The following is a 12,025-nucleotide window of genomic DNA, read 5'->3' on the forward strand; positions in this document are numbered from 1 at the left end:
CCGTGGGGTGGACGGCGGCCGTGCGTTCGCGCCCCGCCGGCTCCCGTACGCGCCTGGTTAAGGTACGGCCATGACTTCCGCTCCCGCCCCGCACGCCTCGACCGCCGTGGACATCGAGATCAGGAAACCGTCCCCGGCCCACAAGGTGGCGGTCCTCGCCTTCGACGGGATGGCGCCCTTCGAGCTGGCCGTGGTCGTCGAGGTCTTCGGTCTCTCCCGGCCCGAGCTGGGCGACATCCCCTGGTACGAGCTCCAGGTCTGCTCGGCCGAGCCAGGCCGGGACCTCCGCGTGGTCGGCGGCTTCACCCTCCGCGCCGAGCACGGCCTCGACGCCCTCGCGGCCGCGGACACCCTGATCATCCCCGGGGTCTCCCGGGCGGGCGGCCCGATAGCGCAGCCGCTGGTCGACGCGCTGCGCACGGCCCACGCCCGCGGCGCCCGCCTGGTCTCCATCTGCTCGGGGGCCTTCGCGCTCGCCGCGACCGGCCTCCTCGACGGCCGCCGCGCCACCACCCACTGGCGCTACGCCCGCACCCTCGCCGAACGCCACCCCGGGATCGAGGTCGACCCGGACGTCCTCTACGTGGACAACGGCGACGTGCTGACCAGCGCGGGCAGCGCCGCCGGCATCGACCTCTGCCTCTACCTGGTGCGCGCGGACCACGGCGCGTCCGTGGCCAACACGGTGGCCCGCCGCTTCGTCGTACCGCCCCACCGCGAGGGCGGACAGGCCCAGTTCATCGAGGCGGCGGTCGGCCAGATCGGCCCCGACGCGGCCGACGACGGCATCAGCCAGAGCATGACCTGGGCCCTGCAGCGACTGCACACCCCGCTCTCGGTCTCCACCCTGGCCCGCGAGGCCCGGATGTCGGAGCGGTCCTTCCTGCGCCACTTCACCCGCCGCAACGGCGTGAGCCCGATCCGGTGGGTCATCTCGCAGCGGGTCTCCGCGAGCCTGCCGCTGCTGGAGTCCGGTGAGGGCACGGTCGACGAGGTGGCCGCCGCGGTCGGCTTCGATTCCACGGCGACCTACCGGCACCACTTCACCCGGCAGATGCGGACCACGCCCACGGCCTACCGGAAGGCCTTCGTCAGGGTCGCCGTACGCATGTGAAGGACCGGCGGGGGCTGGCGGGATCTTGACGAAGGGAGGCGTTCACGCCACTCGTCCGGTCGATCCGTGCGGCAGAGGATGGGGTCATCGCCGCAAGGGAAACCACCCGGACGGCGTCCGAAACCGCCCCGCACGAGGAGTTCCCGATGTCCGCCACCCTCACCGCCCAGGTCCCCAGCGCCGTCCTCTCCGTCCCCGCCGCCGACCCGGTCCACGCGGCCGCGCACTACGCCGCCCGGCTCGCGTTCGAGGCCGACGTCTCCGACGTGCGCGCCGACCTGCTCGCCGGGGTCTCGGGCGTGGTCGTGGTCGACTCCCGCAGCGACGCGTCCTGGGACCAGGGCCGCATCCCCGGCGCCCTGCACATCCCGACGGCGCGGATCACCGAGCTGGCGCCGTCGCTGATCGCCCCCGGGACGACCGTGGTCACCTACTGCTGGGGCCCCGGCTGCAACGGTGCCACCCGTGCGGCCCTCGCCTTCGCCCGGCTCGGCTACCAGGTGAAGGAAATGATCGGCGGCTTCGAGTACTGGGTCCGCGAGGGCTTCGCCTTCGAGACCGCCGAGGGCGTCGACCAGCGCCGGATCGACGACCTGACCGCCCCGCGCTCGGGCATCTCCTGCGCGTGCTGAACGGCGCCCGGGCGGCGGCGGGCCCCGAAAGCCCCGTAGGCCGTCCGGGGTAGTAGTTCGAATTTGAACGGTAAGGTGGAGGTCGCCCAGCCAGGGCCAGTCCCTTCGAGCCAGCGGGAGCCCCTCGCATGTCCGTCCGCCGCCTGAACCACGCCGTCCTCTGGATCCGCGAGGTCGACCGCTCCGTCGAGTTCTACACCGACGTCTTCGGGTTCCAGGTCGACCACCTGATACCCGGCCGCGCCGCCTTCCTCAGCGCCCCGGGCAGCCTCAACGACCACGATCTCGGGCTCTTCGCGCTCGGCGCCGACGCACCCGGCCCCGAGCAGGGCCGGGTCGGCCTCTACCACCTCGCCTGGGAGGTCGGCACGCTCGGCGAGCTCGCTGAACTGGGCCGCACGCTCACCGAGCGCGGCGCGCTCGTCGGAGCGTCGGACCACCTGGTCTCGAAGTCCTTCTACGCCAAGGACCCCGACGGCAACGAGTTCGAGCTGATGTGGCGCGTGCCCCGCGAGGACTGGCCCGCCGCTGACGCCGACCTGCGCCCCGGAGCCCTCGACCTCCAGGCCGCGATCGACCGCTGGGGCGCCGACCTGGCCACCGGCTCGGCGGCGGGCTCCGCCAGCTGACCGGCGGCATCACCCCGACGGAGGGTCCGGGATCTCGCGGCGCAGGACCGGGGCGATCTCGGACTGGAAGAGTTCGAGGGAATCCCGGTGCCGGCCGGGGTCCAGGAACCCCGCGTCGGCCTGGAGGTGGAGCAGGGTGTGTCCGAGCCGCTCGTGGTAGCGGTGCACCTTCTCGATCACCTGCTGTGGACTGCCGATCAGGGCCGAGCTGCGTTCCACGAAGTCCTCCAGCGTCGGGAACACGGGCTCGACGCCCAGGTTCCGCTGTGCGGCCAGGTAGCCCTGGAAGGCCGGCCGGAAGGCGTTGACCGCCTCCTGCGAGGTGCGCGCCGCGTGGTACCCGGCGGTCCCCGCGCCCACTGCCGCCAGCGCCGGGTCGTGGCCGTGGTGCTCCCAGCGCTCCCGGTAGTACCGCACCAGCTCGGCGTACGGCTCGACGGGATGGGTGACGTTCGCCGAGAACAGCGGATCCCCGTAGCGGGCGGCGAGCTCGACCGACTCCCGGCTGGTCGCGCTGCCGTGCCAGATGCGTACGGGCCCACCCAGCGGCCGGGGCAGCACCTCGGCGGCCGTCAGCGCCGGACGGTGACGCGGGCTCGCCGTCACCTTGTCCTCCCGCCAGAACCGGCGGAACAGCTCGTACCCCTCCGCGTTGCGCTCCCACTGGTCCGCCTCGCTCACCTGGAACAACTCGCGCTGCGCGGATCCGTTCCCCTTGCCGATGATCAGCTCCAGGCGCCCGTCGGAGAGGTGGTCCAGCGTCGCGTAGTCCTCGTACGCGCGGACCGGATCCAGCAGGCTCAGCGTCGTGACGGCGGTGAACAGCCGGATCGTGCGGGTCAGCGCGGCGATGTGGGCGAGGACCACCGGGGGCGAGGACGAGAGGAACGGGCGCTCGTGCCGTTCGCCCACCCCGAACCCGTCGAAGCCCAGCTGCTCCGCCAGCACCGCGCCGTCGACCACCTCGCGGAACCGGTCCCGGGCCGGCTTGGTGCGTCCGGTCGCCGGGTCCGGCGGGTTGGCGATGAGGGTGATGGCCAGGAACTTCACGACACCTCACCTGCCGGTACCCGCACCGCCATGAACGAGGGCCGGCGGCGCAGGGTGAAGCCGAGGGACTCGTAGAGGCGGATGGCGTCGGCATTGGCCGCGGCCGTGTGCAGGAAGGGGACGTCCCCGCGGTCGCGGATGCCGGCGGCCACGGCCCGCACGAGCCGGGTGGCCAGTCCGCCGCCCCGGTGCTCCGGGTGCGTGCACACGGCGCTGATCTCCGTCCATCCGGGCGGCCGCAGCCGCTCCCCGGCCATCGCCACGAGGCGCCCTTCGCGCCGGATGCCGAGGTACGTGCCCAGCTCGACCGTCCGGCGCAGGAACGGCCCCGGCCGGGCCAGCTCGACCAGGGCGAGCATCTCGGGAACGTCCGCCGGCCCGAGCCGGACCGCCTCGGGATCGGCTTCGGCGCGCAGCGAGGTGTCGACCAGCTGGACCCCGGGGACGGACCACACGGTCTCCCAACCGTCCGGGACCGAGAACACCCCCGAGACCCCGGTGACGGAGCCCGGACCGGCCAGCACGGCCAGCTCCGCCCAGGAGCGCGGATCGGCCGGGTCGGCGAGGGCGGCGAACGAGGCCACGTCGGAGGGGTAGCGGGCGGCGCGGGGGACGTGGTCCGGGTCCGGGCCCAGGCCTGAGCTTGAGCCCGGGTTCGGCACCGCGTCGGTGACGGTGACGGCGAAGTGGGCGTGCGGGCCGGACAGGGCGGACCACACGGGGTTGTCGAGGACGTGCCCGCCGGTGCTACGAGGGTCGAGCGCGCGCTCTTCGAGGAGGTGGGGCGTGGATCGGGTCATGTGGGCCTCCCGTTCAGGAATTGCTCAGCGGCAGGCCGGGCGGGTTGACCTCGGAGACGGTGACGGCCTCCGGGCTCAGGTTCCAGGCCGCCAGCAGCTGCCCGTACTGCCCTTCCTTGATCAGGTGGTTGATCGCCTCGGCGATGGGCTCCGCCAGGCCGCTGTCCTTCTTGGCGGTCGCCGCGATCAGGCCCTGGAGGCTCTCGCCGGCGCCGGAGAACTGGCCCGCCTCGCGGGTGGGGGAGGAGCTCTGCGCGGTCTGGGTGACGTGGTAAGCCACGGCCGGGTTGGGGCCGAAGCTCGCGTCGATCTTCTTGCCGCTCAGGGCCAGGTAGGTGCTGTTGACGTCCGGGAAGTACTTGACGGTGAAGTCCTTGCCCTCGGCCTTCAGCTTGGTCTGCCACTCCAGCAGGATCTTCTCCTGATTGGTGCCGCGGCTCACGGCGACCGTCTTGCCCGCCAGACTGCGGTAGTCGCCGGCGAAGTTCCAGGAGTCCTCCTTGTTCACCTCGAACGCGAGGTTGTCCTTGCGGTAGGAGGCGAACTCGTACTTCTTCTTGCGCTCCTCGGTGACCGTGACGTTGGTGAAGGCGACGTCGACCTTGCCGCTGTCGATCCCGACGAAGAGGTTCTCCCAAGTGGAGTTCCGCACCACGGGCTTGAGTCCGAGCGTGGCGGCGACCAGCCGTCCCAGGTCGGGCTCCGAGCCGGTCAGGGTCTTCTGGTCGGTGCCCACGTACGAGATCGGCGGCGAGCCCGCGGGGAGCGCGCCGACGCCGATGACGAGCTCGCCCCGGCTGCGTACGGCCTCGGGCAGCCGGGCGCGGATGGCCTCCACCGTCGACACCTTCAACTCGGCTTGCTTCGCCGCCCCGTTGGAGAGTGCGCCGACGGTGATCGCGTCGGGTGCAGCAGACCCGCCGGATCCCGCCTCGCCCGGACCGGACGCGGCGCTCTCCCCGCCGCACGCGGCGAGTCCGAAGGAGAGTACGGCGGCGGAGGTGGCGGCGAGCAGGCCGCGGGTGAATCTGGAACGCGGGGCAGAGCGCGGGGATCGCATGGCAGTCCTTCGTGGTTCGGGTGGGACGGGTAGGGCGGGTGGGATGGGCGGGGCAAGGGGGATGAGTCGGACCCGGAGTCAGAGCACCTTGCTCAGGAACTCCCGGGTACGGGGGTGCGAAGGATGGTCCAGCACCTGGGCGGGGGGACCTTGTTCGACGATCCGCCCGCCGTCGAGGAAGACCACCTCGTCCGCCACCTCGCGCGCGAAGGCGATCTCGTGCGTGACGATGACCAGCGTGGTGCCGCTGTCGGCCAGGTCCTTGATGACGGCGAGCACTTCCCCCACCAGCTCCGGGTCCAGCGCGGAGGTCGGTTCGTCGAAGAGGATGACCTGCGGCCGCAGCGCGAGAGCGCGGGCGATGGCCACCCGTTGCTGCTGGCCGCCGGACAACTGCCGTGGATAGGCGCCCGCCTTGTCGGCCAGGCGGACCCGGGCGAGCAGTTCGCCCGCCAGGCGCCGGGCCTCGGCCCGGGGCAGCCGTCCCGTCGCGACGGGGGCGGCGGCCACGTTGTCGAGCACGGTCAGGTGCGGGAAGAGGTTGAAGTTCTGGAAGACGAACCCGATCCGGCCGCGCTGGGCCAGGATCGCCTTCTCGGTCAGCTCCTTGAGACGGGCGCCGTGCCGCCGGACCCCGATCAGCTCGCCGCCCACGCTGACATGGCCGGCCTCGGGCTTCTCCAGGTGGTTGATCACCCGGAGCAGGGTGGACTTGCCGGAGCCGGACCGGCCGAGGACGGCCGTGACGCTGCCCGGCCGGACGGTCAGGTCCACTCCGTCCAGGACCTGTTGGGCGCCGAACCACTTGTGTACGCCGCGCACTTCGACGGCGGCCGGGGTCATATCGCCGCCTCCGTCCGCAGCCGCTCGCGCAGCGCGCCGAGCCCGGCGCGGGCCTTCTGCAGGGGAGTGGCGGGCAGGGTGCGCAGCGCACCGCGCGCGTAGTACCGCTCCACGTAGAACTGCACGACGGAGACGACGCTGGTCAGGATCACGTACCAGACGGTGGCGACCAGCAGCAGCGGCACCACGTCTCCGGGATAGGTGGCGCCCATGCTCTGCACGGAGCCGAACAGGTCGAGCAGCGACACGTAGAAGACCAGCGAAGTGGCCTTCAGGAGCCCGATCAGCTGGTTCACGTACGAGGGGACGATGGAGCGCAGCGCCTGCGGGAAGACGATCCGCGCGAACTGGTAGCGGCGGGGCAGGCCCAGTGCGGACGCCGCCTCGTGCTGGCCCTGGTCGACGGAGAGGATCCCGGCCCGTACCACCTCGGCCGCGTACGCCGCCTCGCAGAGGGAGAGGCCGACCACCGCGACCACGATGTCGGAGGCCGGCTTCGACTCGTCGAAGGTGAAGAACGCCGGGCCGAACGGCACGCCCACGCTCAACGTGGCGTACAGCGCACTGAAGTTGTAGAGGAAGAGCAGCACCACGATCAGCGGCACCGAGCGGAAGAGCCAGATGTACGCCCAGCTGACCGCCCGCAGCACCGGATTGGAGGAGAGCCTGCCGAGGGCGAGCACCACACCGCCGAGCAGCCCCAGCACCGCGCTGTATGCGGTCACCTGGAGGGTGACGAGGAGCCCGTCGAGGATGACGGGACGGGTGAACCAGTATCCGAACCGGTCCCATTGGTAGAACGAGTTCGTCAGCAGGCCGTGGACGGCCTGGGCGAGCAGGACGAGGACGACGGCCGTCGCCACCCACCGCCAGGGGCGGCGAACCGGCAGCACCCGGTCGGCGTGCCCGCGGCGGGCCGGCGGGCGGGTGGATCCCCGGGGTGCGGGGGGTGGGGAATCGGGTGGGGAATCAGGTGGGGCGGGGCGGGCGGTCACAACGGATTCGGTCACAGAGACTCCGGCGGTTCGGCGGGTTATCCGCTGACGTCCTTATCTGCGGCGTAAACCTGGCACCCCCGATATGGAGTGTCAATCAATTCCATATCGGGGGAGGGGGATTGAATGCCGATTTCATACGCCGTACATATCAGGCCCGTTCGTGAATTCTCTGTATCCGGCGGCCGGGCCGCGACAGCCGCCGGCGCCACGGAGCCGGCGGCGGGGTGCGGGAGGCTCCGCGCGCGTAGTGCCGCTCGATGTAGTACTGGCCCGTGCTCAGGAGGGTCGTGACGGCGATGTACCAGAGGGTGGCGACCATCAGCAGCGGGATGACCTGGTAGGTCTGGTTGTAGATCAGCTGCGTCGAGTACAGCAGGTCGTGCACGGCCAGCACGCTGACGATGCTGGTCCCCTTGAGCGTGCCGATCAGCATGTTCCCGGCGGTGGGCACGATCGAGGTCATCGCCTGCGGGACGACGATCCGGCGCAGGGTGCGCCCCCTGCTCAGGCCGAGTGCCTGCGCGGCCTCGACCTGGCCGGGGTCCACGGAGAGGATGCCGCCCCGCACCACCTCGGCGGCGTACGCCGTCTCGTGCAGGGTCAGACCGATGACGGCGGTCAGGGTCGGGCCCAGCAGGTTCACCGTCTTGACGGTGAAGAACTCGGGGCCGTAGGGGATGCCGAGGCCGAGCGTCGGGTAGAGGGCGCCGATGTTGAACCAGAACAGCAGCTGCACCAGCAGCGGAGTGGACCGGAAGATCCAGACGTAGCCCCGGCTCAGGGTCCGCAGGACCGGGTTGTCGGAGAGCCGCATCACCGCCAGCACCGTGCCGAGGAGGAAGCCGAGCACCATCACCACGGCGGTCAGCCACACGGTCAGCAGCAGCCCGTCGAGCACGGTGGCGGTGGTGAAGTACTGCCCGACCACCCCCCATTGGAAGGCCTTGTTGCGGACGACCGAAACCAGCACCATCGCGAAGGCCAGCAGCGCGGCGCAGGCGGCCAGCCTGCGGCCCAGCCGTCGGCGCGGGACGATGCGGGGCAACTCGTCTTCGCGGCGAGGGCCGGGGGAGCCGGGTGCGTCGGGTGCGTCGGACAGGGTGGAGACATGGGAAGAGGTGGCCATCGGAAGGCTCTCCAGGAGAGGGATCGCGGGCAGGGGTCGCCGCCCGGCGCCATGCGCGGAAGCCCGAACGGGGGGCCTCGCGTCGGCCGCGGTGTGCGGAATCCGAGTCGTCACGCCTGCCGCGTCCCTCAACGCGGCGGAGGGCCTTCGCACACGGCGGGGCCCGTCCTGCGCCGATCGTATGCGGGTGAAGCGCGGCGGTGTCAACCACGTCGTTGCTTGACGCAGAGCCGTTTGTACTGTTCAAGTAGTCGCATGAATGCCCAGCAGCGCTTGGTCACGCGCGACTACATCGACTTCGGTCGTGTGTGGTCCGCGGCGTGTTGCGCCTGACTCGGCAGCGGGCTGTCTGACCGGCCCTTCCCTCCCTCGGTGATCCCGTCGCGGGCCGGACCCTGCCTCCGCACCGCCTCCGCTCGCGGCAGCAACCCGCCTGCGGACACGGTGTTTTGAGCCCCCGACGTGCGCTGCCGCGCCCTCGAATCCCCCGACGCCCCGCGTCGTCACGCCCGCGCCATCCCGTACCCGCATTCCTGACGAAACCTCATGTGCTCGGCCTGGTGGGCTCGTTCACCGCGCCAGTGCTCTTTCACCCATGCCCGCATGCGATCCACCGCACCAGCGCGCGATCCACCGCCCTTGCGAAAGGCCACACCCATGCCCGTGGAATTCCTCGGCATAGCCGCGACCAACGACGCATCCGAAACCACCGCACGATCCGGCGCCGCCTTCGACAAGGAGTACACGCTCCGGCTCGCCCGCGCCCACGAGGACCACGGCTGGGACCGGGTGCTCTTCGCATACGGCTCCGGATCCCCGGATCCGGCGCCGGCCGCCGCCTACGTCGCCGGCAAGCTGGACCGCCTTCAGCTCCTGCTCGCCCACCGGCCGAACGTCTCGTACCCCACCTTCGCCGCCAAGACCTTCGCGACCCTCGACCAGATCAGCGAGGGGCGCCTCGCCGTCCACTTCATCACCGGCGGCAACGACCACGAACAGGCCCGCGAGGGCGACACCCTCACCAAGGACGAGCGCTACGCCCGCACCCGCGAGTACATCCAGATCGTCAAGAAGGCCTGGACCGCCCGGGAACCCTTCGACCACGAGGGCGAGCACTACCGCTTCCACGACTTCGTCAGCGATGTCCGCCCGTTCCAACAGCCGCGCCCCAACGTCTCGTTCGGAGGCTCCTCGCCCGCCGCGTACGCCGCCGGAGGCGCTGAGGCCGACGTCTACTGCCTGTGGGGCGAACCCCTGGAGCGGACCGCCGAGCAGATCGAGTCCGTGAAGGCGGCCGCGCTGGCCGCCGGCCGCACCGACGTGCCGCGCATCCAGGTGGCGTTCCGGCCGATCATCGCCCCGACGGAGGAACTGGCCTGGGAGAAGGCCCATCGCACCGTGGGCGCCATCAAGGAGCGGCGCGGAGCGGGTCTCGCCCGCCGCCACCGCGAGGGAATTCCCCAGACCGCGGTCCCGCAGAACGCCGGCTCGCAGCGGCTGATCGCCATCGCCGAGGCGGGGGAGCGCTACGACCGGGCGCTGTGGACCCCGACCGCGGCCGCCACCGGCGGCGCGGGCAACTCCAACGCACTGGTCGGCACCCCGGAGACCGTCGCCCAAGCCCTGCTGGACTACTACGACCTCGGCGTCGACATCCTCTCGGCCCGCGGCTACGACCTCCTGGGCGACGCCATCGACTTCGGCCGCTACGTGATCCCGCTCGTCCGCGAGGAAGTCGCCAAGCGCGACGCCGAGCGCGACGCCAAGCGCGACGCCGAGCGCGACGCCAAGCGCGACGCCGAGCGGGGCGCCGGTGAGCACGACGGGACCCGCGCCGCTCCCCGTCCGCAGCAGTCGCTCGCCGTGGTGCGCGGATGACCTCCGAGGCACGCGCACCCGTACCCGACCCCAGCACCGCAACGCCTCCGCTCCACCCCACCCACCCGTCGAAAGGCCTCCCCGCCGTGAACCTCCCCGCGCACGGGACCCGCACCCGGCTGCGCGGCCTCGCCGCCGCCCTCACGCTTCTGCCCCTCCTGGCGCTGGCGGGCTGCGGCTCCGCCGACGGCGCCACCCCGTCCGCACCGGGCGCCCCGGCGCCTTCCGCGGCCTCCGAGGACCCGGTCGCAGCCGTGGCGGCGGTGGAATCCGTAGCCGCGCTCCTCCCCGACGAGGTCCGCAAGGCGGGCACGCTCCGGGTCGGGAGTTCCGTCGGAACGCCCCCCGCGGCCTACTACCCCAACGGGCAGAACAAGAAGCCCGCCGGTCAGGACATCGACATCGCCGACGCCGTGGCCAAGGTCCTCGGCCTGAAACTGGAGCGGCAGGACGCCTCCTTCGAGACGATCCTGCCCGCCCTCGGCAGCGGCAAGTACGACTTCGGCACCGGCAACTTCGGCGTGACCGCCGAACGGCTGAAGACCATCGACTTCGTCACGTACATCAACGACGGCCAGGGCTTCGCGGTGAAGACCGGCAACACCACGCTGACCACCCAGGTCTCCGACCTCACCCAGCTGTGCGGACTGACCATCGGCACGGGGGCGGGCACGACCTTCGAGAAGACCCTCAGCGCCCAGCAGGGCGTGTGCGCCGCTGCCGGGAAGAAGGCGTACGAGGTGAAGGTCTTCTCCGAGCCCGGAGCCGTCACCACCGCCCTCCAGCAGGGCCGGATCGACGTGGTCATGTCGACCATCAACGGGCTGCGCCACCAGGCGTCCCAGCCCGCGGCGCAGACCACCTTCCTCGGCGAATACCACCGCCTCGACGTCGGCTTCGCCTTCAAGAAGGGGTCCGCGCTCACCCCCGCCTTCCAGTCCGCGGTCAACGAGCTCATCAAGAACGGTACTTACGCGCGGATCCTGAAGAAGTGGGGTACGGACGCCTCCGCGATCGAGACCTCGCAGACCAACCCCGCGGAGCACAAGTGAGCGCCGTCCCGGACAGCCCTCGTCCCCACGCGGACCCCGAGAAGAAGGAGGTCATGGTCGAAGTCCGCGGCGTCCACAAGAGCTTCGGACCGCCGGAGGTGCTGCGCGGAGTCGACCTCCAAGTCCGCACCGGGGAGGTGACCGTGATCCTCGGTCCCTCCGGATCGGGCAAGTCCACGCTCCTGCGCACCATCAACCATCTGGAGAAGGTGGACCGCGGCTGGATCGGCATCGACGGGGAGCTCATCGGCTACCGCCGCTCCGGCGGAAAGCTGTACGAGCTGAAGGAGAAGGAGGTGCTGAGGCAGCGCACCCGCATCGGGTTCGTCTTCCAGAACTTCAACCTCTTCCCGCATCTCACCGTGTTGGAGAACCTCGTGGAGGCCCCGGTCTCGGCGCTGCGCCGGGACCGGGGGGAGGCGCGGCGGACGGCCCTGCGGCTACTGGAGCGCGTGGGCCTGTCCGAGAAGGCCGACGCCTACCCGCGGCAGCTGTCCGGAGGCCAGCAGCAGCGGGTCGCCGTGGCCCGAGCGCTCGCCCTGGAACCCAAGGTGCTGCTCTTCGACGAGCCCACCTCGGCGCTCGACCCGGAGCTGGTCGGGGAGGTCCTCGACGTCATCAAGGACCTGGCCCGCGCCGGAACCACCATGATCGTCGTGACGCACGAGACGGGTTTCGCCCGCGAGGTGGCCGACACCGTGGTGTTCATGGACGGCGGAGTCGTCGTGGAACAGGGCCCGCCCGCCGCCGTCCTGGACGCGCCGCGGCACGCCCGAACCCGCGCCTTCCTCTCCAAGGTCCTCTGAGGTGCCCAGCCGACCGCCCGGATCCTACGAGGCTCCC

General features: G+C 71.5%; 12 protein-coding genes. 6 read left to right on the plus strand and 6 right to left on the minus strand.

Annotation, left to right across the window (positions count from 1 at the left end):
- The first annotated feature begins 70 nt into the window (after nt 1-70).
- The 3 genes from OG490_RS34230 (at nt 71) to OG490_RS34240 (ending at nt 2,375) form a co-directional block, all read left to right on the plus strand.
- On the plus strand, nt 71-1,114 hold the full coding sequence (locus OG490_RS34230; RefSeq protein WP_330300163.1) for a DJ-1/PfpI family protein: 1,044 nt from the start codon (nt 71-73) through the stop codon (nt 1,112-1,114).
- Between the two features lie 146 nt (nt 1,115-1,260).
- Nucleotides 1,261-1,746 carry a rhodanese-like domain-containing protein gene (locus OG490_RS34235; RefSeq protein ID WP_330300164.1) on the plus strand — a complete coding sequence of 162 codons (486 nt, stop codon included), beginning with the start codon at nt 1,261-1,263 and terminating at the stop codon, nt 1,744-1,746.
- Nucleotides 1,747-1,874: 128 nt separating this feature from the next.
- On the plus strand, nt 1,875-2,375 hold the full coding sequence (locus OG490_RS34240) for a VOC family protein (protein WP_330300165.1): 501 nt from the start codon (nt 1,875-1,877) through the stop codon (nt 2,373-2,375).
- A gap of 9 nt (nt 2,376-2,384) precedes the next feature.
- On the opposite strand, the gene OG490_RS34245 is transcribed toward OG490_RS34240, so the two are convergent.
- From OG490_RS34245 to OG490_RS34270, 6 genes are all read right to left on the minus strand, one after another.
- Nucleotides 2,385-3,425, minus strand: a complete 1,041-nt coding sequence (locus OG490_RS34245; protein WP_330300166.1) for an LLM class flavin-dependent oxidoreductase — start codon at nt 3,423-3,425, stop codon at nt 2,385-2,387.
- Nucleotides 3,422-4,225, minus strand: a complete 804-nt coding sequence (locus OG490_RS34250; RefSeq protein WP_330300167.1) for a GNAT family N-acetyltransferase — start codon at nt 4,223-4,225, stop codon at nt 3,422-3,424. The genes OG490_RS34245 and OG490_RS34250 overlap by 4 nt, the downstream gene beginning before the upstream one ends.
- 13 nt (nt 4,226-4,238) lie before the next feature.
- Nucleotides 4,239-5,285, minus strand: a complete 1,047-nt coding sequence (locus tag OG490_RS34255) for a transporter substrate-binding domain-containing protein (RefSeq protein WP_330300168.1) — start codon at nt 5,283-5,285, stop codon at nt 4,239-4,241.
- Between the two features lie 78 nt (nt 5,286-5,363).
- Nucleotides 5,364-6,128, minus strand: coding sequence for an amino acid ABC transporter ATP-binding protein (locus tag OG490_RS34260; RefSeq protein WP_330300169.1), 765 nt, complete (start codon nt 6,126-6,128; stop codon nt 5,364-5,366).
- Nucleotides 6,125-7,123 (minus strand): amino acid ABC transporter permease, encoded by a 999-nt coding sequence (locus OG490_RS34265; protein WP_443066001.1) that lies wholly within the window; start codon nt 7,121-7,123, stop codon nt 6,125-6,127. The genes OG490_RS34260 and OG490_RS34265 overlap by 4 nt, the downstream gene beginning before the upstream one ends.
- 151 nt (nt 7,124-7,274) lie before the next feature.
- Nucleotides 7,275-8,252: an amino acid ABC transporter permease gene (locus tag OG490_RS34270; protein WP_330300171.1), complete on the minus strand. Its 978-nt coding sequence runs from the start codon at nt 8,250-8,252 to the stop codon at nt 7,275-7,277.
- A gap of 657 nt (nt 8,253-8,909) precedes the next feature.
- Between OG490_RS34270 and OG490_RS34275 the strand changes: the two genes are divergently transcribed.
- From OG490_RS34275 to OG490_RS34285, 3 genes are all read left to right on the plus strand, one after another.
- On the plus strand, nt 8,910-10,130 hold the full coding sequence (locus tag OG490_RS34275; protein WP_330300172.1) for an LLM class flavin-dependent oxidoreductase: 1,221 nt from the start codon (nt 8,910-8,912) through the stop codon (nt 10,128-10,130).
- An 86-nt stretch (nt 10,131-10,216) separates the two neighbouring features.
- The gene (locus OG490_RS34280) at nt 10,217-11,182 is read left to right on the plus strand and encodes an ABC transporter substrate-binding protein (protein ID WP_330301169.1); all 966 of its coding nucleotides are present in this window, start codon (nt 10,217-10,219) and stop codon (nt 11,180-11,182) included.
- Nucleotides 11,183-11,235: 53 nt separating this feature from the next.
- Entirely contained in the window at nt 11,236-11,988 is a 753-nt protein-coding gene (locus OG490_RS34285) for an amino acid ABC transporter ATP-binding protein (protein ID WP_330301170.1), read from the plus strand.
- Nucleotides 11,989-12,025 lie beyond the last annotated feature (37 nt).

This window comes from Streptomyces sp. NBC_00503, assembly GCF_036346895.1.
GTDB lineage: Bacteria > Actinomycetota > Actinomycetes > Streptomycetales > Streptomycetaceae > Streptomyces.

Bases quoted from the DNA above. Each gene is read 5' to 3' on its own strand.
- OG490_RS34230 (WP_330300163.1), top strand. From the start codon at position 71: ATGACTTCCGCTCCCGCCCCGCACGCCTCGACCGCCGTGGACATCGAG.
- OG490_RS34240 (WP_330300165.1), top strand. From the start codon at position 1,875: ATGTCCGTCCGCCGCCTGAACCACGCCGTCCTCTGGATCCGCGAGGTC.
- OG490_RS34270 (WP_330300171.1), bottom strand. From the start codon at position 8,252: ATGGCCACCTCTTCCCATGTCTCCACCCTGTCCGACGCACCCGACGCA.
- OG490_RS34235 (WP_330300164.1), top strand. From the start codon at position 1,261: ATGTCCGCCACCCTCACCGCCCAGGTCCCCAGCGCCGTCCTCTCCGTC.
- OG490_RS34260 (WP_330300169.1), bottom strand. From the start codon at position 6,128: ATGACCCCGGCCGCCGTCGAAGTGCGCGGCGTACACAAGTGGTTCGGC.
- OG490_RS34275 (WP_330300172.1), top strand. From the start codon at position 8,910: ATGCCCGTGGAATTCCTCGGCATAGCCGCGACCAACGACGCATCCGAA.
- OG490_RS34285 (WP_330301170.1), top strand. From the start codon at position 11,236: ATGGTCGAAGTCCGCGGCGTCCACAAGAGCTTCGGACCGCCGGAGGTG.
- OG490_RS34255 (WP_330300168.1), bottom strand. From the start codon at position 5,285: ATGCGATCCCCGCGCTCTGCCCCGCGTTCCAGATTCACCCGCGGCCTG.
- OG490_RS34250 (WP_330300167.1), bottom strand. From the start codon at position 4,225: ATGACCCGATCCACGCCCCACCTCCTCGAAGAGCGCGCGCTCGACCCT.